This window comes from Vibrio sp. Vb1554 (assembly GCF_033344235.1).
Genome location: NZ_JAWPOJ010000014.1, coordinates 33913 through 56634, shown reverse-complemented (window position 1 = coordinate 56634; position 22722 = coordinate 33913). Strand labels below are relative to the sequence as shown.

The following is a 22722-nucleotide window of genomic DNA, read 5'->3' as shown; positions in this document are numbered from 1 at the left end:
ACAAAAACCACCGAATTCGGTGGTTTTTTATATGTTTCGTTAATGCTTGTGACGTGCTTTTTCCAATAGAGCATCAAAGTAATGTCGTAGCGAGTACAACATAATCAAGCTTGGCACGACCATGACAGCGGTAAGCACGAAGAATGTGCTCCAATCATTGAGATAATCCACTAGCTCGCCACTGAAAGAAGCAAGAGTCGTCCGTCCGAAGTTTCCTAGAGAGGCAAGCAACGCATACTGAGTTGCCGAAAATGCTTGCCCGGTTAGAATCGTCAAAAATGAAACAAAAGCGACAGTTGAGAAAGCAGTCGTAAAGTTATCGACAATAATCGTGGCTAAGTACAAGTGCTCGTTTGGGCCTACCGAAGCAATCCAAGCAAACATCAAGTTACTGGCAGACATCGCAATACCGCCGATCATTAATCCACGTACAATACCAAACCTAACGTTGAACATGCTTCCGACAAAAGTAAAGAAGATGGTGGCTCCCCAACCGATCAGTTTGGAGTAATAGCCAATTTGTTCATTGCTAAAACCAATATCTTTATAGAACGCGATCGACATCCTGCCCAAAAACGCTTCGCCAATTTTAAATAGGAAAACGAACAGCAACAGAGTAATCGCGACACGGACGCCATTGCGATTAAAGAAATCAAGGAAAGGTTCTACAACAGTCACGGTAAACCAAGCTACGACTTTTGAACCAACCACTTCTTTGTGGCGTTGTTCTGCGGCAGACTGAAGTTGTTCGCGTTGAGTCTTCGGTTCACCGACTAAAATCGTAAAGACCATTAGAATGCCGACTATCACCGCCATCCCGTAGTACACACCATTCCAACCGACACTGTCAGCATTAACAAACGCTAAATAACCCGGTAGTGAATAACCTGTCCACCAGCCAATGACCGCCATTGCAGAAGCTTGAGGCAGTTTAGACTCTTCTGACTTTGGGAAAGTATCAATACGAAAAGCATCAATTGCGATGTCTTGTGTCGCTGAAGCCGTTGCAATGCACAAGGCGAGTAGTGACGCAAACACCAAGTTTTCCGCTGGATTAACGCCGGCAATAAATAGGGTAGCGACGAGTACGATACTTTGGCAAAAGAAAATCCAGCTACGTCTTTGCCCCAGCAGTCTAAAGAGGACTGGCAGCTTCACGCGGTCAACCAGAGGTGCCCACAGAAAGTTGATCGCATAGACCGCAAAAACGCTACCAAAATAGCCAATTGCGGAGAGGGTCAAGCCGGCATCTTTTAGCCAACCTGACATGTTTGAACCGATAAGAACCCACGGAAAGCCGCTAGAGCAGCCCAGCATGAAAACCCACATGAGTCGTTTATCGAGGTAACTTTTTACCGTTTCCAACCAAGTGATGGAAGGTAATGAAGACATAAATCAATCCAATAAAATGAAGCCGTTGAAAGAGAAAGCCCTTCGATTATTCAAAGGGCTTATCGTTTTGGCTATTTAAGTAGTGTAGCTTTGGTGATGACGATTTGCGTCTCTGGTACATCACGCATTCGGCCTACTGTCGTGGTCGGCTGCTGAGCCATTTTCTGGATAACGTCGAACCCCTCAGTAACCTCACCAAATACAGCATAACCTGGTGGTCGAGCGCCATAGTTGAGAAAGTCATTGTCGACTAAGTTGACGAAAAACTGACGAGTTGCAGAGTTTGGTGCATTAGTTCGTGCCATGGCGATGGTAGCACGGTCATTGTTTAGACCATTATTTCCTTCGTTTTTGATTGGCGCGTATGTTTTCACCATCTGCATATCTTGGTTAAAGCCGCCACCTTGCGCCATAAAGCCTGGGATAATACGATGAAAAATAGTACCTTCGTAGCTCCCATCTTCTACATGTTTCAGAAAATTAGCGACAGTGATAGGTGCTTTCTCTTCGTTTAACTCAACCGTAAATGAACCAAGGGTCGTTTCAAACGCTACTTTTGGCCCAGCCCAAACGCTGCAGCTGAGTAATGCTAAAGACAGAATCGCTTTGCGTAACATTAGAAACGCTCCTGCATGTATTGACGAAGCTCAGGGTCATTGGCAATCTCTTTAAGCGTCAATGTCACCACATCATTCAATGTCTCTTCAATATCGGCATCAGAAGCACTCAATGTGCCAGATCGCTTTGCTGTACCTGTATAAGTTTTGACTAGCTTGCCCTCAGGTGTCTCTGCTGTGATTTCCAGCACAACTTTAGCATCCATCTCATTTTCCATCACCGAATGCTTCACGTTGACCAACGCTTCTTGAACGCTCAATTCAATCGCGTTGTTGCTGTTTAGATCCGCATGGAAACCTTGAGATGAGAATTGCTTCTCTAATGCTTCTTCTAACGCAATACGTAAATTCTGTTTAGCATGAAGAGGAAGAATGTTCGAACGGCCGTTATCCACCAACGCCACGTACTGCGCTGCACGTACATCTTTGCTGGTCAAACTGTAAGTCTTGCCTTGAACAATTGGATTGGTGCTCAATGTGCTTTCTGGCATCAGGTTCAGCTGAGGTTGTTGAGGGGCTGAACACGCAGCAAGCAACGCAACCGAAGCCGCAAGTACCAATTTTCTCATTTTATTATTCCTTTTAACTATTTTGCTAAAGCTTATTTTGCGCTTAATTTAGCAGGATTTTTTGTAGCCTGTAAAATCACAAACTTATTGTTGGAAGCGATAAGTTTCACATTTTTATCGCCAAACAGACGTTTGAGTTTTGCGTTGTACCCGAGGTGACGATTTCCGATAACCAGTAAACGGCCATTTTCACTTAATACTTGTTTAGCATCGCAGAACATTTGCCAAGCAATATGATCGGTGATTGCCTGTTGTTGATGAAACGGTGGATTACACATAACCATAGAGCTGCTGCTGTGTTTAAAACCGTCCAAGCAATTGTTCGCTATGCACTGTATGTCTCTATTTTCACCAAGGTTGTCGCGTAGGTTCTGTTTTGCCGACTCAAGCGCCATAAAACTTTCATCAACACATGTTAGCCGAGCATTTGGATTCAACTGACCAAATTTAACAGACAGAACACCATTGCCGCAGCCGAGGTCGATGACATTGTCTATCGAAGGGTCTTGAGGCAGGTGCTGCAGCATAAAGCGTGCACCTAAATCTAAACTTTCTCCTGAATAGACATTTGGCATGTTCTTGAGTTCGATATCTTCGCCATCAACGCGCCAAGTCGTGAAAGGCATTACTTCAATCGGAGGCTCAACTGTTGCTTGAGAAAACACCAATCTGTGCTTTTTCCAGGCCAAAGATGTTTTTGTTTCGCCTAAGTATTTTTCAAACAGTTTTAGCGTCGAAGTGTGAATGTCTTTCGCTTTATTGACTGCAATGACGGGGCAGGAAGCCGGTAGCGCCTTTCTTAATTGGCTTAGTATCCACACTAGATGGCGGTTACTTTTGGGCAGTTGCAGCAAGACGAGATCAATATTGGCAGGAACGAGGTCCATCGTGGTGGCAAACGCTACTTTATTGCACTGGTTTTGCTCGAGATTTTGCTGTGCACCTTTATGTGAGATGAATGAATCACTCATTAGCGTTACATGGTGCTTTTCCGAAAACCAGCAGGAGAGGGCACCAAAGCTGTCATTAATCACGAGGATGTTTTGATTGTCTGGCAAAGCAAGCTCTTCAACATGATTAATAAGATACTCATCACCGGCATCCCACGCTTGTAGCGTTTCGTTACTTCGTTTTGGGAAACGATGAAGTGTTAAGCTTCGCTCGTGAAGGTTCAGTTCGGTTTTCATAGCTAAATGTAAGTTGATTTAGAAATTAAGTGTTATTGTCGCAAATGATGACGTGTCGAGATACAAAAAGCTGTCAAATTTTACGAGTTCAGTGATGGCTGCTCTCTAGGCATGTTCATGGAGTCGAGCGCCTTGAGACAATATGTCTACAAAGTGCGTCAATAATGAGAGTGACGTTTGAGTGATGCATGTCTGCTTTACTTAGGTATATACTTATGGAATTCGCATCAATGAGGAACGAATATGATCCAAGAAATCATAGAGAAGAAACTACACAGTGAGCTGCAACCCAGCTATCTCAAAGTCATTAATGAGAGCTACATGCATAATGTGCCACCAGGCTCAGAGAGTCATTTCAAAGTGATTGTTGTGAGTGATTCGTTCGCGGGACAGCGTTTGATTGGGCGCCATCGTCAAGTTCATCAAATTTTGGCAGATGAACTGGATAACCACATTCATGCATTAGCTATTCATACATACACTGATGAAGAGTGGAAGCGTGAACAAGATGGCGCCCCTGATAGCCCGATGTGTATGGGTGGCGGTCACTAAAAACGCAAGATATAAAGGTGCAGAGAAAGGTGGCTTAAAGCCATCTTTTTTCGTTTTACATTCTTTAGGGACGTTAACGTGGCACAAATTCTGGTTAAAAAATGTGTTAACAGTGTTTCAACAAATGAATGGAAATTGCAGAATATTTCAGGCGATGAATATCACTTTTCCATAAGATATGTATGGAATATGGCATTTGTGCGATGGGTCAAAGTTATGACTATTCTTTGACCTTTTAGACCTGATTCTACCGAAATAACCCCTCTATTCTAATGATTGATCATGGCATCAAGTTCCTAAAAAATGCTAGACTACGGCACCTGATAAATCTCGCGTATTCCTTGTGACGAGATTTTTAATAGGATGTTGCGATTTTGATGTTTAAAACAACATCAAAACCGGACACTGATGTCGTGTCTAAAAGTTACGCAATCAAAAGAATCTTTTTCCCGATAAAAGTAGTGCAAGTGCGTATGATTACAATAAAGAAGGGCTTGGATCTTCCTATCGCAGGAACTCCATCCCAGGTGATTAATGATGGTAAGACCATCAAAAAAGTCGCCTTGCTTGGCGAAGAGTACGTTGGCATGCGACCTACCATGCATGTCCGCGTTGGTGATGAAGTGAAAAAAGCGCAAGTTCTTTTTGAAGATAAAAAGAACCCAGGCGTGAAATTTACTGCACCAGCAGCCGGTAAAGTGATCGAAGTTAACCGTGGCGCTAAACGTGTCCTTCAATCTGTAGTGATTGAAGTGGCAGGTGAAGAGCAGGTGACATTTGATAAGTTCGAAGCCGCTCAACTTTCAGGTCTAGATCGTGAAGTGATCAAGACTCAGTTGGTTGACTCTGGCTTATGGACCGCTTTACGTACTCGTCCGTTTAGCAAGGTTCCTGCAATCGAGTCTTCTACTAAGGCTATTTTCGTAACTGCAATGGATACTAATCCACTAGCAGCTAAGCCTGAGTTGATCATTAATGAGCAACAAGAAGCATTCATTGCTGGTCTAGACATTCTTTCAGCCCTGACAGAAGGCAAGGTTTACGTATGTAAATCTGGCACTAGCTTGCCACGTTCTTCACAGTCTAACGTAGAAGAACACGTCTTCGATGGCCCTCACCCAGCAGGTCTTGCTGGCACCCACATGCATTTCCTATACCCAGTAAATGCAGAGAATGTGGCATGGAGCATCAACTACCAAGACGTTATCGCGTTCGGTAAGCTGTTCCTAACTGGTGAGCTATGCACAGATCGTGTTGTGTCTCTAGCTGGCCCAGTTGTGAATAACCCTCGTCTAGTTCGTACCGTAATGGGTGCAAGCTTAGATGACCTAACAGATAACGAGCTGATGCCTGGCGAAGTTCGTGTGATCTCTGGTTCAGTACTAACAGGTACACATGCAACTGGTCCACACGCATACCTTGGCCGTTACCATCAACAGGTTTCTGTATTACGTGAAGGCCGTGAAAAAGAACTATTTGGCTGGGCAATGCCTGGTAAGAATAAGTTCTCGGTAACTCGCTCTTTCCTTGGTCACGTATTCAAAGGTCAGTTGTTCAATATGACAACGACGACCAATGGTAGTGATCGTTCAATGGTTCCAATTGGCAACTACGAACGCGTAATGCCTCTAGATATGGAGCCTACTTTGCTGCTTCGTGATCTATGTGCCGGCGACACAGACAGTGCTCAAGCACTGGGTGCGCTTGAACTGGATGAAGAAGATCTAGCATTGTGTACCTTTGTATGTCCAGGTAAGTACGAGTACGGTACGTTACTTCGTGAATGCCTAGATACTATCGAGAAGGAAGGGTAATTTTCATGGCTCTTAAAAAGTTTCTTGAAGACATCGAGCATCATTTTGAGCCTGGTGGCAAACACGAAAAATGGTTTGCCCTGTACGAAGCTGTAGCAACAGTTTTTTACACGCCAGGTATCGTAACAAATAAAAGCTCGCACGTTCGTGATAGCGTTGACCTAAAACGTATCATGATCATGGTTTGGTTTGCGGTATTCCCAGCAATGTTCTGGGGTATGTACAACGCAGGTGGCCAAGCTATTGCAGCACTTAACCACATGTACGCTGGTGACCAACTAGCGACAGTTATCGCAGGTAACTGGCACTACTGGCTAACAGAAATGCTTGGCGGCACTATCGGTGCGGAAGCGGGTGTTGGCAGTAAGATGCTACTAGGTGCGACTTACTTCCTGCCAATCTACGCAACAGTATTTATTGTTGGTGGCTTCTGGGAAGTGTTGTTCTGTATGGTGCGTAAGCACGAAGTTAACGAAGGTTTCTTTGTAACTTCTATCTTATTCGCACTTATCGTTCCACCAACGCTACCTCTATGGCAAGCGGCGCTAGGTATCACATTTGGTGTTGTTGTAGCAAAAGAGATCTTCGGTGGTACAGGTCGTAACTTCCTTAACCCTGCACTTGCAGGTCGTGCATTTCTATTCTTCGCTTACCCAGCGCAAATTTCGGGTGACGTAGTATGGACTGCAGCTGACGGCTTCTCTGGTGCAACTGCTCTTAGCCAATGGGCTCAAGGTGGTAACGGTGCTCTAGTTAACACAGTAACTGGCGCTCCTATCACTTGGATGGACGCGTTCATCGGTAACATCCCTGGTTCAATTGGTGAAGTATCGACTCTAGCTCTAATGATCGGTGCAGCGATGATCGTTTACATGCGAATCGCTTCATGGCGCATCATTGCGGGTGTAATGATCGGTATGATCGCAGTATCGACTCTGTTTAACGTGATCGGTTCTGACACTAATCCAATGTTTAATATGCCATGGCACTGGCACCTAGTTCTAGGTGGTTTTGCATTCGGTATGTTCTTCATGGCAACGGACCCAGTATCAGCGTCATTTACTAGCAAAGGTAAATGGTGGTACGGCATCCTGATTGGTGCAATGTGTGTGATGATCCGTGTAGTTAACCCAGCGTACCCAGAAGGTATGATGCTGGCGATTCTATTCGCGAACCTATTCGCACCTCTGTTCGACCATGTAGTGATTGAGAAGAACATCAAGCGGAGACTAGCACGCTATGGCAAGTAATAACGACAGCATTAAAAAGACGCTGGGTGTTGTTATCGGGTTGAGCCTTGTTTGTTCAATCATCGTATCAACAGCAGCAGTAGGTCTGCGTGATAAGCAAAAAGCTAACGCTGTCCTAGATAAGCAATCAAAGATCGTTGAAGTTGCAGGCATTGACGCAAACGGTAAGAAAGTACCAGAGCTATTTGCTGAGTACATCGAACCTCGTCTAGTAGACCTTGAAACAGGTAACTTTACTGAGGGTAATGCATCTACCTACGATCAACGTGAAGCATCAAAAGATGCAGAACGTTCAATCGCATTGACACCAGAAGAAGACGTAGCTGATATCCGTCGTCGCGCGAATACAGCAGTGGTGTACCTTGTAAAAGATCAAGATGAAGTCCAAAAAGTTATCCTGCCTATGCACGGTAAAGGACTATGGTCGATGATGTATGCCTTTGTAGCCGTTGAAACTGATGGTAACACTGTGTCTGCTATTACTTACTACGAGCAAGGTGAAACTCCTGGACTTGGTGGTGAAGTAGAGAACCCTTCATGGCGCGATCAATTCATTGGCAAGAAATTGTACAATGATGATCACCAGCCAGCGATTAAGGTCGTGAAAGGCGGCGCACCGCAAGGTTCTGAGCACGGTGTTGATGGCCTATCAGGAGCGACGCTCACTAGTAATGGTGTTCAACACACATTTGACTTCTGGTTAGGTGATATGGGCTTTGGTCCTTTCCTAGCAAAAGTTCGTGACGGAGAACTTAACTAATGTCTAGTGCACAAAACGTTAAAAAGAGCATTCTAGCGCCAGTATTGGATAACAACCCAATCGCGCTACAAGTTCTTGGTGTATGTTCTGCTCTTGCAGTAACAACTAAACTAGAAACAGCTTTTGTAATGACACTAGCGGTAACATTTGTAACTGCGTTGTCTAACTTCTCTGTTTCATTGATCCGTAACCACATTCCTAACAGTGTGCGTATCATCGTTCAGATGGCAATCATCGCATCGTTAGTAATCGTGGTAGACCAAGTGCTAAAAGCTTACCTATACGATATCTCTAAACAGCTATCTGTATTCGTTGGTCTGATTATCACTAACTGTATCGTAATGGGTCGTGCTGAAGCATTCGCAATGAAGTCTGCGCCAGTACCATCTCTTATTGACGGTATTGGTAACGGTCTAGGTTACGGCTTCGTTCTTATCACTGTAGGTTTCTTCCGTGAGCTATTTGGCTCAGGCAAACTATTTGGTCTAGAAGTTCTACCTCTAGTGAGCAACGGTGGTTGGTACCAGCCTAACGGCCTAATGCTACTAGCACCATCAGCATTCTTCCTAATCGGCTTCCTTATCTGGGTAATCCGTATTCTGAAACCAGAACAAGTAGAAGCGAAGGAGTAAGGACGTCATGGAACATTACATTAGTCTGTTAGTTAAATCGATTTTCATCGAAAACATGGCTCTGTCTTTCTTCCTAGGTATGTGTACTTTCCTTGCCGTATCTAAGAAGGTTAAGACCTCTTTCGGCCTAGGTGTTGCAGTTGTGGTAGTTCTGACTATCGCTGTTCCTGTGAACAACCTGGTATATAACCTAGTTCTGAGAGAGAACGCGTTAGTTGAGGGCGTGGACCTTAGCTTCCTAAACTTCATCACCTTTATCGGTGTAATTGCAGCACTTGTACAGATTCTAGAGATGGTCCTAGACCGTTTCTTCCCACCTTTGTACAACGCGCTAGGCATCTTCCTACCGCTGATCACAGTAAACTGTGCAATCTTCGGTGGTGTATCTTTCATGGTACAACGTGACTACAACTTTGCTGAATCGATCGTTTACGGTTTCGGCTCTGGTGTGGGCTGGATGCTAGCAATCGTTGCTCTTGCAGGTATCCGTGAGAAGATGAAGTACTCTGACGTACCTCCAGGTCTACGTGGTCTTGGTATCACATTTATCACTGTAGGTCTTATGGCGTTAGGCTTTATGTCTTTCTCTGGTGTTCAACTGTAAGTCGGGTAAACCGCAACAATTAAGGAATAGTCAATGGACATTATTCTTGGTGTAGTGATGTTTACTCTGATCGTACTTGCACTAGTACTAGTGATTCTTTTCGCTAAGTCTAAGCTTGTACCAACAGGTGACATTACAATTTCTGTGAACGATGACCCTTCTCTGGCGATCGTTACACAACCAGGTGGTAAGCTACTGAGTGCTCTAGCAGGTGCTGGCGTATTCGTATCTTCTGCTTGTGGTGGCGGTGGCTCATGTGGTCAGTGTCGCGTAAAAGTTAAATCAGGTGGTGGCGACATCCTACCAACCGAGCTTGACCATATTACTAAAGGTGAAGCACGTGAAGGTGAGCGTCTAGCGTGTCAGGTTGCAATGAAAACTGACATGGATATCGAGCTTCCTGAAGAAATCTTCGGCGTTAAGAAGTGGGAATGTACTGTTATCTCTAACGATAACAAAGCGACATTCATCAAAGAGCTTAAGCTGCAAATTCCAGATGGCGAATCAGTACCTTTCCGTGCTGGTGGTTACATCCAGATTGAAGCTCCTGCTCACCACGTGAAATACGCAGACTACGATATTCCTGAGGAATACCGTGAAGACTGGGAGAAGTTCAACCTTTTCCGTTACGAGTCTAAAGTTAATGAAGAGACCATTCGTGCATACTCTATGGCTAACTACCCAGAAGAGCACGGTATCATCATGCTTAACGTTCGTATCGCAACTCCGCCGCCGAACAACCCAGACGTACCACCAGGCATCATGTCTTCGTACATCTGGTCTCTAAAAGAAGGCGACAAGTGTACTATTTCTGGTCCATTTGGTGAGTTCTTTGCGAAAGATACAGATGCAGAAATGGTATTCGTTGGTGGTGGTGCTGGTATGGCTCCAATGCGCTCACACATCTTCGACCAACTTAAGCGTCTGCACTCTAAGCGTAAGATGTCTTTCTGGTATGGCGCACGTTCTAAGCGTGAAATGTTCTACGTAGAAGATTTCGATATGCTACAAGCTGAGAATGACAACTTCGTATGGCACTGTGCACTGTCTGATCCACTTCCAGAAGATAACTGGGATGGTTACACTGGCTTTATTCACAACGTTCTTTACGAGAACTACCTACGTGATCACGAAGCGCCAGAAGACTGTGAATACTACATGTGTGGTCCACCTATGATGAACGCTGCTGTAATCGGCATGCTGAAAGATCTAGGTGTAGAGGATGAAAACATCCTACTAGATGACTTCGGTGGTTAATTCCTCCAAGTGATTGAATCTATGGCTAGCTCTCCAAGAGAGCTAGCCATTATTTTTTATAGACATAAAACTGATACTCAACAGTTGATATAGGTAATCGGATTGAAAGGATTGATCCTATTTCCCATATCAATTCAACAACATTGGGAGTTAACAAGTGAAAAAGTGGCTTGTTGCATTTGCTTCTCTATTGATTTTGGCTGGCTGTGAGCAGCCTGCAGATCAAATTCATTTAAGTGGCCCTACCATGGGGACTTCTTACAACATCAAGTATATCGAGCAAGATGGTATTCCAACGCCAAAAGCGATGCAGACAGAAATTGATCGCTTATTGGAAGAGGTTAATGACCAAATGTCGACCTATCGTGACGACTCAGAGTTAAGTCGTTTTAACCAGCATCAAACGAGCGAGCCATTTATAGTTTCGACACAAACAGCAACGGTAGTGAAAGAAGCAATTCGTCTTAACGGTCTTACTTTAGGTGCGTTGGATGTGACTGTCGGCCCTCTAGTTAACCTGTGGGGGTTTGGTCCAGAAGCTCGTCCAGATGTAGTTCCAACCGACGAAGAACTCGCTGCTCGTAAAGCAAATACCGGTATTCATCACCTATCTGTTGATGGTAATAAGCTGTCCAAAGATCTTCCTAACTTGTACGTCGACCTATCGACAATTGCGAAAGGTTGGGGGGTTGACGTGGTTGCTGACTACCTTCAATCTGAAGGGGTACAGAACTTTATGGTTGAAGTTGGCGGTGAAATGCGTCTCAAAGGTGTCAATCGTGAAGGTGTGCCTTGGCGTATCGCAATTGAAAAACCGACCGTTGATGAACGTTCAATTCAAGAAATTATTGAACCAGGCGACATGGCAATTGCAACAAGTGGTGACTATCGTAATTACTTTGAGAGTAATGGTGTGAGATACTCTCATATTATTAATCCACGAACAGGCAAACCAATTCATCATAAAGTGGTGTCTGTAACGGTATTAGATAAATCGTCGATGACTGCTGATGGTCTTGCAACTGGTCTTATGGTGCTAGGTGAAGACAAAGGCATGGCAATTGCGAACGAAAATAATATTCCTGTTTTCATGATTGTGAAAACGGAAGATGGTTTTAAAGAGTTGGCTTCGGAAGCATACAAGCCATTCATGAAGAAATAACAACAGAAGTGAGCATGTTTTTATGAATACATTTCTAATTACCTTTGCTGTGTTTGTCGCGGTAATCACTGCAATGGCTGTCGGATACATTTTCCAAAAGAAAGTCGTGAAAGGTAGCTGCGGTGGCTTAGGGGCAGTTGGTATCGAAAAAGTGTGTAATTGTCCAGAACCCTGCGATGCGCGTAAAAAACGTGAAGCGCGCGAGGCTGCGCGTGCTGAGAAATTGGCGGCGTGGGAAAAAGATAGAATTGCTTAGTATTGGTTAATCGTACTAAGAAAGTGATAAAGCTCAGCGTTCTGCTGAGCTTTATTTTTAGGCAGCTAACCAAAGCTCAGATGTCCGAGAAAGAGCCCAATACCGTGTTTTGTTGTTTCTTTCTCTCATGTTACAGAGCAAGACCACACTGATAGTCATTAGGACGAAGAAATGATTTGGTTACGTCCGTTCTCTTTGGCCATGTAAAGTCGCTCATCCGCCACTTTTATTTGTTGTTCCAGCTCCCCCTCGATGTTGCTTACACCAATACTCGCGGTCACAAGAATGTTTTTGTCCAAATAAGTTATTGGCGTTTTTTCTATGCGCTGTCTCATTTGTTCTAAGCGTGTTAGAAAGCCGTCATAGTCGCCACTGGCTTGAATACAAAACTCCTCGCCACCAAGCCTAGCGACAATATCATTTGGAAAATAGATTTTTAGAATATTCGCTATCATGACTAACACTGCATCGCCGCCCTCATGTCCGTGTGTATCATTTACTTGCTTAAAGAAATCGATATCAAGCATCGCGATGTTTCTTTGAGCGTTTTCTACATGGGGTTGCTCAAACAGAAAGCGGCGGTTCCATAAGCCCGTTAGCGCATCTTGATTTGCCATTTTAAACAGTTCAGATGTTGCGTCTTTGATATCTAACAGTTGGTGAATACGGCAAAAAAATTCTTCTTGATTAAATGGCTTGTATAAAAAGTCATTGGCCCCTGCTTTTAGAAACCTAGCCGTCATGGTCTTAGAGTTACTACCCGACAAGCCGAGAATGGCTAATTGATTTTTATCCCACTTCCGACGTAATTCACGCACCATAGTAATGCCATCTTTAACGGGCATATCATGGTCGGTTAAAACGAGAGTGATATCTGGATTTTGCTCGACAAGCTCTAGGGCTTTTTGCCCATTGTCAGCTTCCAACGTCTGAATATATTGATGCTCCAAAAGTTGGGCAATGTGTCTTCTTACGGTGTGTGAATCATCAACGACTAAACATTTGTGTTGTTGATTGTTGGTTAGTCGCTTGAGGAGTGGTAATAGATAGGAAACGGACGCCATGCTGTCTTTCAAAATATAGTCGAGGACACCTTTTGCAAGCATCTTTTCGCGAGTGTCTTCTTGAAATCGAGCCGTTAAAACAATGACACGATGACCATGTTCCAAAACGAGGTCAATAATCTCGCCATCTTGAGCATCCGGTAAACAATAGTCTAAAACCGCACAGAAGAGGTCCTGTGCTGAAGATAACAAGTTCTTTGCCTCCGCGTAGCTTTCCGCTGCGATGACCTCATAACCAGCTTGGCTTATTGTTTGGCAAAGAAAGTTTTTAAATGCACGACTATCTTCAACAACCAGAATCTTATTACTCAAGCGCAGTCCCCAAAATTAATTGTTTAAAATCAATGATAACTAAAATTAAACTTATCGCCATCAAAAAACACATGTCAACCAAAAGTAGAACAACTACTCAAATGTTTGACACGCATCCGTTAACATCACATCATTATTCCTGTCTTAGTTATATAATTATGTTTAGCTAACGTAGGGAGAAAGTAGTATGGAAATGCATCAACATGGTATGGCTGAGCTATTTCAACAACTGGGCCTCGGTAGCTCTCCTCAAGAAATGAAAGATTTTATTAATCAACATCGACACAAAAGAGATTCTGCGCCTTTACATGAAGCTAGCTTTTGGACGATGTCACAGGCGAACTTTCTAAAACAAGCCATCGAAGAAGATGCAGATTGGGCCGAATTAGTCGATCAATTGGACGTAATGCTTCGAGATTGACGTTCGCTTAAACACGCCCATTTCTCTTCAGGTAGATTTGATTTATACTGTTTTTTTGAACAGTGCTTTGATGGCTATGTCAGATCGAATTAGAAAAATTATTCATGTCGATATGGATTGTTTTTATACTGCCGTAGAGATGAGAGATAACCCCAGTTACCGTGGCATTGCACTCGCTGTTGGCGGACATGAAAAGCAGCGTGGAGTGATTAGCACCTGTAATTATGATGCGCGTAAATATGGTGTTCGCAGTGCAATGTCAACGGCGCGCGCGCTGCAACTCTGTCCTCATTTGTTGGTTGTGCCCGGTAGAATGCATGTATATAAGCAAGTCTCTCAGCAGATTCGTGCTATTTTTGAGCGTTATACGCCTATCATTGAACCTCTCTCATTGGATGAAGCATACCTCGATGTCACGGACTCGACAGCTTGCCGTGGCTCCGCTACGTTGATCGCAGAGTCAATTCGCCGCGATATCTGGAGTGAACTTGGGTTGACGGCATCGGCGGGCATTGCTCCGATAAAGTTTCTTGCCAAGGTCGCGTCAGACATGAACAAGCCCAACGGTCAGTTTGTGATTCCGCCAGAGAAAGTCCAAGAGGTTATCGATAGTCTTCCGCTAGAGAACATTCCTGGTGTGGGGAAGGTGAGTCTTGAGAAGCTCCACCAAGCCGGTTTTTATCGATGTGAGGACATTAAAAACAGTGACTATAGAGAGTTGTTGAGGCAGTTTGGTCGTCAGGGTGCCTCCTTATGGCAGCGAAGCCATGGAATTGATAATCGAGAAGTCGTTGTTGAGCGCGAGAGAAAGTCCGTCGGTGTGGAAAGGACATTCAGCCAGAACATCGCAACCTATGATGAATGTTGGCAAGTGATTGAGGAGAAACTTTATCCTGAACTCGAGAAACGTTTAGAGCGTGCAAGCCCAGATAAGTCGATTATTAAACAAGGTATTAAAGTCAAATTTGCCGACTTTCAACTGACAACAATTGAGCACATCCATCCGCAATTAGAGCTTGAGGACTTCAAGACCTTGCTAAGAGATATTCTTAAACGCCAAAATGGACGGGAAATTCGCCTTTTAGGCTTGAACGTGATGCTCAAGCCCGAAGACCAAGCGCGTCAATTGAGCTTTTTTTAGGCCCTTACCGTTTCTACCTGCGTTAATACCTGCTCAAAACTTACATTTGCCATTGCACCATAACCTGCTAGCTTTGAGGCTTTTAGCTGGCTAATCAAAGGAGTGCTGATTCCGCACAAGAAGCGAGCAACGGCATCATTACTGATGGCCGATGGGGAAAGCTGAATAAACTCCCGCGCCCATATCGATACTTGAGATTGTTCAATATCTTCAGGTTCTGGTGCTGTGAATGTGGCGACGTGACCACGACACACGGAGCAGTGACCACATTGCTTTGGTGCATCGTGATCCGCAAAGTAGTTCGCCAATTGTGAGCTCAAACAGTGCTCGGACTGGAACAAGTGCAGCATGGTGTGGATTCTTTCGATATCTTTGCTTTCTTTGGATTGGAACAGTTCAGACAGTTGTTGGATTAAAACATCCGAGCTCTGTTTGGTTGGCATAACTGAGTACACGTCCGTCAGTTGTTTGCTCTCTAGTTCTATCCAGCCGTTCTGGTGAAAATAGTCGAGCGCTGCGACAACTCGGCTGCGTTCCGATTGATAGTTCATCCATAGCGCTTCTAGATCAACTTGGCACCACACTTTGGCTTTTTGTGAGCAGGAAAAAATAGCCTCCACAAATTGACGTCGCTCGCCTTGAAATTGATTCACAATAAATTGCTGATCGTGCAAAAACTTAAACCGATATTCCGCAAAGTAACTGTACTTTGCTTCAATGACGTTATGTAGCTCCAAATAAACCAACAAGGTTTTGAGTGGCAATTGGCGGATATTACTTTCACGCGACAAACGCAGTGGCACTACCTCCCATTGTGGAGCATGTTCTTTCGCTTGCTCGACTACATAGTTAATTGACGTAAATTCTGGTGTGTCACCATAGACAAAATTCTCCAACACCGTTAGGCCGGACGTATTGCCTAGCAGAATGCACTCCGAGCGTTGCCCGTCCCTGCCTGCACGTCCAATCTCTTGTGCGTAGTTCTCGATTGATTTGGGTAAGTCGAAGTGAATGACGCGTCGAATATCAGATTTATCGACCCCCATACCAAATGCAATCGTTGCAACAATACAGTCAATTTGGCCATCCATGAACTGCTGTTGGATTTGTTCACGAACGTCGCTTTTCATGCCAGCGTGGTATGCGTGAGCGTTAATGCCAATATTGATTAATGACTTTGCTACTCGTTCTGCTGTTTGCTGCTGCGTCACGTATACGATGGTCGGAAGCTTAGGTGAAGAGGCGATGATCTCACTGAGCTGTTCTTGTTTCTTTGTTTCCTCACACGGGATCACCGAGATATCCAGATTAGAGCGGTAGAAGCCTGTAACGGTAATATGTTCACTGGAAATATCGAACTTTTTTTGCATGTCTTCAATAACTGCAGGCGTTGCCGTTGCGGTGAGAAGTAAAGACTGTGGGATGTTCAGTTCACGTTGATATTGCGGTAGTTTGAGATAATCTGGACGAAAGTTATGCCCCCATTCGGAAATACAGTGCGCTTCATCAATGACCATCAAAGAAATCGGTACTTGGCGAATGAATTCACGAAAACGCTCATTTTTTAGTCGCTCAACAGAAATCATCAAGATTTTGATTTGTCCATTCTTCACGCCAGCCATGACCTGTTGTGCTTCTTCTCTACTTTGACTGCTATCGATAGAAGCGGCCGCGATTCCTTTACTTTGTAAAAAGCTCAGTTGATCCTTCATTAACGCCAACAACGGAGAGATCACCAACGTAAGGTTGGGTAATATGGTTGCAGGTAGTTGATAACAGAGTGACTTCCCCGAGCCTGTAGGAAAGATTGCCGCAGCAGAGTAACCATTCATAACGGCTTCAATAACGGGTTGCTGACCTTGGCGTAATGAGTCAAAACCAAATACAGATTGAAGTGTTTGATGCAGCGAGTCACTTTGCATAATAGGGAAACCTTTCTTTGATGGTAAACTTGGCTACATTAACACACCCCGAATACTAAACGCGCGTCCTAAAAGTATGAACAAAGCTGACTTAGTCCAAATTATCATCCAACATCTGGAAGAAAAACTTCAAGTTGCCCATTCATCGGCTCAGCGAGCTATCGATGCCGCCACAGATGAAGAAACTGTTCCCGAGCACAAGTACGATACATTGGCACTTGAAGCCGCGTATCTTGCTCATGGACAAGCCATGCGAATTCAAGATAGTGAAGAGGAGTTGCGTCAATATCGTTCTTTAGTGACTCGTAACTTTAAGAATGCGCCTGTTGGTGTTGGTGCTTACGTTGTTCTCGCAGATGAGAATTTGATCGAAAAGCACTTCTTTGTAGGCCCTTGCTCTGGTGGTTTGACTGTTCAATATCAGACTCTGGAAGTCTTTGTCTTAACAGCCAAATCTCCTCTGGGTCGAGCGTTGTTCGGGAAAGAAGAGGGTGATGAGGTTGACGTGAAAATAGGAGATAAAACAACTTGTTACGAAGTCGTGACGATTTGCTGACATCTCATGTATTACTCAGTGTTATGTTTAACACGAGTAATGTTAAATAAAAGAGAATGACATGAAAAAGCTTTTTACACTCTCATTGCTGATGGTCAGTGCTACTGGTTATGCAGCGCAGTGTCGTGTGGACATCAATAATGAAGTCCGTATGGATGGGCAAAGCTTGGAAATTCGCCAAACGACAGGTGATAAAGCTGTCGTGGATGAGGATAACAACCTCTTCATCAAAGGTGAGCTAATTGAACTCAATGCCGACCAAAAAGCGGCAATTGAAGACTATCGCGAAAAAATGAACGCGTATATTCCACAAGCAAAGCAATTGGCGAGTGATGGTTTAGCGCTTGCGAATGATATTATTGATGATGTTGCGGAAAGCCTCGATGCACCTGGTGCGTTTGATAATGTAAAAGTCGCAGTAAAGGACTTTTTCGCTGATGTTGAATCACGTTACTACAAAGATGGTGATTTCATCCTGCCTGCGGAGAGTTTTGAGTCTATGACACAAGGGTGGACTGAAGACTTTGCAAAAGCACAAGAGATCTTCAATAAAGAGTTTTTAGCCAGTTCGTTGGATGCTTTATCGAAAAAAATGAAGGAAGAGGGAGGGATAAACCTCACTGCATTATCAGAGAGTATGGCTGAACTCAGCGCGAAAGTAGAAGAGCGTTTAGCCGAGCATTCGAAAGAGGTAGAACAACAAGCAGAAGACTTGTGCGATTCGCTGGATGACATGGCAGGGCAAGAAAACGATCTGTTGAAGAAAATCCCTGAGCTAAAAGATTACCGAGTATTTACGATTTAATTACTCATTAAAAAGCAAAAACTCGATGAGATAAAGAAAGAGAGCACTATTGTGCTCTCTTTGCGTTTTACTCGCTTATTCTTTGATAGCTTATTGCGCATTCATCTCGGTGAGCTTATCGCCGACAGGTTTTGAGAAGTTAAAGCCATCATGCTGATCCCAGTTGATAGACCATGTCATTACTCCTGCATAATTCGGGTAATGGTACGCTGGTTTAACGGTGCCACATGAAGTGCCTTTGGTTAAACAATCTAGTGCGTTGATAATATTCTGTGTTGGAGCCTGCCCTGAATTTGCCGAGCTAGGACCTGAAGGTAAACCGATTGCGACTTGATCATCGCGCAATGGTGCAAATTGAGTGCCGTCGGCCAACTCAAAACCTTCGATAAGCATTTTAGATTGCGCTACCATCATATCCACAGAGCCTTCTGGTGCACTGCTTGGCAAGTATGGGTTTGGTAAACCACCGTTGTTATATAACTGGACGTGAAGCAAGTCGAGCGTGCTGCGTGTCTCGTTAATCACAGGGATGTACGCCCCCCAAATACCGCTGTAAGCCACATAACCACCTTGAACATAAGGGTGCTCAGGCGCCATGGTTAGGTACATATCGCCACCCATGTTTTGCTCTATTTGAAGCAAAGCACGACCAAGGCGAGCTTGAATTTGCGAGCCATGAACTAAGTTAGAACCACTCTCTAAATCCACATCTAGACCATCAAAGCCCCACTCAGCGATAAGACCTGTTAGGCTAGAGACAAAGTTGGCTTCATCTTGGTCGGTATTCAGCGTAATCGTGCCTTCTGCGCCGCCAAGAGAGAGAACAAACTTCTTACCTTTAGCTTGAAGCGCTGCCATGTCCTGCTTGAATTGTGTTGGATCGAGTGCTGGACAATCGCTGTAAATATCGCCTGAATATAGATTAAAGTGCACGGTGCCATCACTGTTGCGATCATTTTCAGCAAAGGCAATATCAATCACATCCCAAGCATCTGCCATATCCGCTAGACGAATTGGACAGCCCGCTCCATTTACAAAATTGTGCCAGTAACCGATGAGTTTATGGCGTTTATCTACTTGCTCAACCACCGTTATTGCTGCGGCGTCAGACAATGCATTGCTTCCTGACAAATCCACAGCTTGGGCGCTAACAGTAAAGTTACCAAGTGCAGTTGGTGTCCAGTTGGCTGTGTAAGGTGCCGTGGTATCGGTTGCAACAATAGAGCCGTTGATCATGAAATCAACGTGTTTAATGCCTGAAGTTAAAGACGTTACATCGGCGCTTAATGCGAGGCTTTTGCCTAATCCGGCGGTCTGACCGCTGCTTGGTGAAGTCAGAGAGACGACCAAATCTTTATCGCTGACTTCCACACCAACCAGGGACTCTGACGTGTTGTTATCATTATCGGTTGCGACGGCTTTAAGCTGGTTAGCGCCAATAAGTGTGGCGTTCCAAGTAACGGAATATGGCGCTTGAGTGGTGACCCCTAAGCTGGTGTTGTTCGCAAAAAACTCAACTTGCGTGACTGTGCCATCAGCATCGCTTGCGTTTGCCGTGATTTCGTTATTGCTGCCAGCGAGCACGACTTGTCCATCCGTTGGTGCCGTAATGGTAACTTGCGGTGGTGTCGAACAAGCACCTAGGCCACTCCAAGCATCTTGCCAGTATAGCCCTTCACCAGGCTCGTAAGCCCATGTCGCATCCGAGGAGCACCAACCAGCAACATCACAACGATATTTTTGGTTGAAGTGAGAAACCAGGTCGCCAGCTTGATAACTTGTGCCTGCCACATAAGGTACTGCATCTGCACATCCGCCTGTTCCGGTTTCTGCATTACTAATAACCAGCGCTACTTCTTGGCTCATCGTTGCGAGGTTTGTATCATCAGTCGCTTGTGCTTTGAACGAGTATGTACCTGGACTCGCGGTCCATTGATACTCGTAAGGTGCACTAGTATCAATGGCGACAGATTGATTGTTTACGAAGAACTCAACTTGTGTGACCACACCATCAATATCGTCAGCTTGAGCGGCTACGGTTAGGTTATCGCCTACATTAAGCACTTCTGTGCCTACTGGGCTGGTCAATGAAATGCTTGGTGGTGGTAATTCGACTTGTGGTTGAATTTGGATAGAAATCGTCGTGGTGCTAACGGCTCCCTCATTATCTGTCGCAATTGCGGTCAATTGCGAGATCCCTTCAATAGCTGTCCAAGAAGCTTCGAATGGTGCTTGAGTTACCACAGCAACGGTTTGGTTGCCTGCAACAAACTCAATTTGTGTGATTTGGCCATCTTCGTCAGCTGCGTTGGCTAACAAAGTGATCGCACTGCCTTCGGGAATTTGTGCGTTGTTTATTGGAGAGGAGAACGACACCGTTGGTGATAAGTTGTTGCTTCCACCATCGCATTGCCCTAACGCTTTCCATGCTTCCCAAGATCCTGAGTTGGTCACGGGGTCATTGCCTTGCGTCCAATATGCAGCCTCATAAGCGGCTCCTTGCGTTTTTACTAAAGCGCCCGATGTATAAGTCGCAGTGCTGTCCCAGTCGGGTAGACTTTGACAGTTATAGGCTTGAGCTTGGTAGCTGGCGCTGAGTGCTACAACCATCGCTCCGTAAAGTAGGGTGACCTTCATTTTCCTCTCCTTGAATCATGGGTATAAATGAGAACAGAGTAATAACTAGCTGATAAATAGACATTAGGGGGAAAAAGCGAAGCACAATATTCTGCTTTTCGACACAGTATCACGAGGAACAGTTCGTCCCTTACACCAGAGCTCATTATTTTTCGGCTCACTTCACGGCAGAAGGATTGGTAAAATTCAGCCACGTAAAACGAACAACAGTCGCGAGGCTTTTGAGCGATGAATATGAGATGTACGTTAAAATTTACAAGCTGAATGACTGCAAGTTGTTTCAACTGTCGAGGATTTAACCGAGGTGCTCTTGTTGAATAGTGAATATTGCTATAGTGTACTAGTTAGCTAGTTCAATGATATTTTTGTGTGAGTAGTATGACACAGCAAACCTCTTCTCAGCCTCGCGAGCATTTTGGCTCTCGTCTCGGGTTCATCTTAGCTGCCGCAGGTGCCGCAGTTGGCCTTGGCAATATTTGGGGCTTCCCAACTCAAGCAGCCAGTAATGGTGGCGGTGCTTTCCTATTAGTTTATTTGGTGATGATTCTTATCGTCGCATTTCCGATGCTGGTGGTTGAAATGGCGATTGGTCGCCATGGTCAAGCCAACCCTGTAGACAGTATGCGTGCAATCACAGATAACCCTACCGGTAAAAAGCTCGGCGGCATTGTGGGTTGGATTGGTTTAAGCGTACCAAGCGCTGTCTTAGCGTTTTATTCAATTGTTGGTGGTTGGTTGATCTGCTTTTTACTGGGTGCAATCACAGATCTAATGGGGTTAGAAGCTGCAACTCAATGGCTAAAGGGCTTTAGTGTTGAACGTAACTTGTTCGGAACCATTACTTTTTATGTACTGACGATTCTCATCGTACAAGGTGGCGTAAAACAAGGTATTGAGAAGTGGTCCACACGTTTGATGCCAGCATTGTTTGTTCTGTTTGCTCTACTGTTTGCTTACATCATGACGCAAAACGGTGCGATGGAAGGTCTGAAACATTACCTAGTGCCGGATTTTGAAAAGGTATGGGACCGCAAGTTGATTCTTGCTGCAATGGGACAGGGCTTCTTCTCGCTTACGATCGGTGGCTGCTCAATGTTGATTTACGGATCTTACTTGAGTAAGAAAGAAAACCTACCAAAGATGGCGATGAACGTGACCATGGTAGATACTGCCGTTGCTTTCATTGCAGGGTTAGTGGTGATGCCAGCGATGTTTGTAGCAATGCAAAAGGGCGTTCAAATCTATGCAGAAGATGGCTCTCTCTTAAGCTCAGATACGTTAGTGTTTACGGTATTGCCACTAATGTTTGATAGTTTAGGTTTGCTTGGTCAATTATTCTCTATTGTGTTCTTCTTATTGCTGACGATTGCGGCGCTAACGTCTTCCATTTCAATGTTAGAGTGTCCAGTGGCTTTAGTGAGTGAGCGCTTCAATACTAAGCGCAGCGCAACGAGCTGGGTTTTAGGTGGTCTCATTGCTTTGTTCAGTGTGGTGATTGTTTATAATTTTGGTGCTCTATTTGGTATGGTCGCGACGGTTGCTACTCAATATCTACAACCAACCGCTGCGCTCTTATTCTGCTTATTTGGTGGTTGGGTATGGAATCGCAACTCAAAAATCAAAGAGCTTGAGCAAGGTTGCCCGGAGTTTACGCAAGGTTGGTTTGGTAAGTTATGGCCTGCGTATGTGAAGTTTGTATGTCCAATTCTTGTGGCGACAGTCATCTGGGCTTCATTTGGCTAACCGAGACGCCTATCGAATAAAAGAAAAGGGCTTGATGGTAACTCATCAAGCCCTTTTTCATATTGGTTA

General features: G+C 44.6%; 21 protein-coding genes. 14 read left to right on the top strand and 7 right to left on the bottom strand.

Going from position 1 to position 22722, the window contains the following annotated elements:
• Positions 1-39: 39 nt before the first annotated feature.
• The 4 genes from R8N28_RS13330 to R8N28_RS13315 all read right to left on the bottom strand — a co-directional run bounded on the left by R8N28_RS13330 (position 40) and on the right by R8N28_RS13315 (position 3765).
• On the bottom strand, positions 40-1392 hold the full coding sequence (locus R8N28_RS13330) for an AmpG family muropeptide MFS transporter (RefSeq protein ID WP_005380257.1): 1353 nt from the start codon (positions 1390-1392) through the stop codon (positions 40-42).
• 71 nt (positions 1393-1463) lie between these two features.
• Positions 1464-2009 carry a peptidylprolyl isomerase gene (locus R8N28_RS13325; RefSeq protein ID WP_065274771.1) on the bottom strand — a complete coding sequence of 182 codons (546 nt, stop codon included), beginning with the start codon at positions 2007-2009 and terminating at the stop codon, positions 1464-1466.
• Positions 2009-2578, bottom strand: coding sequence for a YajG family lipoprotein (locus R8N28_RS13320; RefSeq protein WP_005380259.1), 570 nt, complete (start codon positions 2576-2578; stop codon positions 2009-2011). The genes R8N28_RS13325 and R8N28_RS13320 overlap by 1 nt, the downstream gene beginning before the upstream one ends.
• A 32-nt stretch (positions 2579-2610) precedes the next feature.
• Entirely contained in the window at positions 2611-3765 is a 1155-nt protein-coding gene (locus R8N28_RS13315; RefSeq protein ID WP_065274770.1) for a methyltransferase, read from the bottom strand.
• A 243-nt stretch (positions 3766-4008) separates the two neighbouring features.
• Here R8N28_RS13315 and bolA point away from each other — a divergent pair, with 243 nt between their 5' ends.
• The 9 genes from bolA (at position 4009) to nqrM (ending at position 12052) form a co-directional block, all read left to right on the top strand.
• Positions 4009-4317 (top strand): transcriptional regulator BolA, encoded by a 309-nt coding sequence (gene bolA / locus R8N28_RS13310; protein ID WP_005380262.1) that lies wholly within the window; start codon positions 4009-4011, stop codon positions 4315-4317.
• A gap of 473 nt (positions 4318-4790) precedes the next feature.
• Positions 4791-6131 (top strand): Na(+)-translocating NADH-quinone reductase subunit A, encoded by a 1341-nt coding sequence (locus R8N28_RS13305; RefSeq protein WP_005380264.1) that lies wholly within the window; start codon positions 4791-4793, stop codon positions 6129-6131.
• A 5-nt stretch (positions 6132-6136) separates the two neighbouring features.
• Complete coding sequence (locus R8N28_RS13300; protein WP_005380265.1) at positions 6137-7381, top strand: NADH:ubiquinone reductase (Na(+)-transporting) subunit B; 1245 nt, start codon at positions 6137-6139, stop codon at positions 7379-7381.
• On the top strand, positions 7371-8141 hold the full coding sequence (locus tag R8N28_RS13295) for a Na(+)-translocating NADH-quinone reductase subunit C (protein WP_065274769.1): 771 nt from the start codon (positions 7371-7373) through the stop codon (positions 8139-8141). The genes R8N28_RS13300 and R8N28_RS13295 overlap by 11 nt, the downstream gene beginning before the upstream one ends.
• Positions 8141-8773 carry an NADH:ubiquinone reductase (Na(+)-transporting) subunit D gene (locus tag R8N28_RS13290; protein ID WP_005380269.1) on the top strand — a complete coding sequence of 211 codons (633 nt, stop codon included), beginning with the start codon at positions 8141-8143 and terminating at the stop codon, positions 8771-8773. The genes R8N28_RS13295 and R8N28_RS13290 overlap by 1 nt, the downstream gene beginning before the upstream one ends.
• 7 nt (positions 8774-8780) lie before the next feature.
• A complete protein-coding gene (gene nqrE / locus R8N28_RS13285) occupies positions 8781-9377 on the top strand; it encodes an NADH:ubiquinone reductase (Na(+)-transporting) subunit E (protein ID WP_005380270.1) in 597 nt (198 codons plus the stop codon).
• A gap of 33 nt (positions 9378-9410) precedes the next feature.
• Positions 9411-10634 (top strand): NADH:ubiquinone reductase (Na(+)-transporting) subunit F, encoded by a 1224-nt coding sequence (gene nqrF, locus R8N28_RS13280; protein ID WP_005380271.1) that lies wholly within the window; start codon positions 9411-9413, stop codon positions 10632-10634.
• 157 nt (positions 10635-10791) lie between these two features.
• On the top strand, positions 10792-11796 hold the full coding sequence (locus tag R8N28_RS13275; protein WP_005391755.1) for an FAD:protein FMN transferase: 1005 nt from the start codon (positions 10792-10794) through the stop codon (positions 11794-11796).
• A gap of 22 nt (positions 11797-11818) precedes the next feature.
• Complete coding sequence (gene nqrM / locus R8N28_RS13270; protein WP_005380273.1) at positions 11819-12052, top strand: (Na+)-NQR maturation NqrM; 234 nt, start codon at positions 11819-11821, stop codon at positions 12050-12052.
• 158 nt (positions 12053-12210) lie between these two features.
• Here nqrM and R8N28_RS13265 read toward each other — a convergent pair whose 3' ends face one another.
• The gene (locus R8N28_RS13265) at positions 12211-13428 is read right to left on the bottom strand and encodes a response regulator (RefSeq protein WP_005380276.1); all 1218 of its coding nucleotides are present in this window, start codon (positions 13426-13428) and stop codon (positions 12211-12213) included.
• Between the two features lie 187 nt (positions 13429-13615).
• Between R8N28_RS13265 and R8N28_RS13260 the strand changes: the two genes are divergently transcribed.
• On the top strand, positions 13616-13849 hold the full coding sequence (locus R8N28_RS13260; RefSeq protein ID WP_005380277.1) for a DUF2789 domain-containing protein: 234 nt from the start codon (positions 13616-13618) through the stop codon (positions 13847-13849).
• A gap of 76 nt (positions 13850-13925) precedes the next feature.
• On the top strand, positions 13926-14990 hold the full coding sequence (dinB, locus tag R8N28_RS13255; protein ID WP_412079917.1) for a DNA polymerase IV: 1065 nt from the start codon (positions 13926-13928) through the stop codon (positions 14988-14990).
• Here the strand turns inward: dinB and R8N28_RS13250 are convergent.
• Complete coding sequence (locus R8N28_RS13250) at positions 14987-16912, bottom strand: ATP-dependent DNA helicase RecQ (RefSeq protein WP_054576291.1); 1926 nt, start codon at positions 16910-16912, stop codon at positions 14987-14989. The genes dinB and R8N28_RS13250 overlap by 4 nt on opposite strands.
• A gap of 76 nt (positions 16913-16988) precedes the next feature.
• Between R8N28_RS13250 and R8N28_RS13245 the strand changes: the two genes are divergently transcribed.
• Positions 16989-17468 (top strand): GreA/GreB family elongation factor, encoded by a 480-nt coding sequence (locus tag R8N28_RS13245; protein WP_005380280.1) that lies wholly within the window; start codon positions 16989-16991, stop codon positions 17466-17468.
• Between the two features lie 61 nt (positions 17469-17529).
• Positions 17530-18273, top strand: a complete 744-nt coding sequence (locus R8N28_RS13240; RefSeq protein ID WP_005380283.1) for a YggN family protein — start codon at positions 17530-17532, stop codon at positions 18271-18273.
• A 90-nt stretch (positions 18274-18363) separates the two neighbouring features.
• On the opposite strand, the gene R8N28_RS13235 is transcribed toward R8N28_RS13240, so the two are convergent.
• On the bottom strand, positions 18364-20910 hold the full coding sequence (locus R8N28_RS13235) for an Ig-like domain-containing protein (protein ID WP_065274768.1): 2547 nt from the start codon (positions 20908-20910) through the stop codon (positions 18364-18366).
• A 378-nt stretch (positions 20911-21288) separates the two neighbouring features.
• Here R8N28_RS13235 and R8N28_RS13230 point away from each other — a divergent pair, with 378 nt between their 5' ends.
• Complete coding sequence (locus R8N28_RS13230) at positions 21289-22653, top strand: sodium-dependent transporter (protein WP_033905531.1); 1365 nt, start codon at positions 21289-21291, stop codon at positions 22651-22653.
• Positions 22654-22722: the final 69 nt, after the last annotated feature.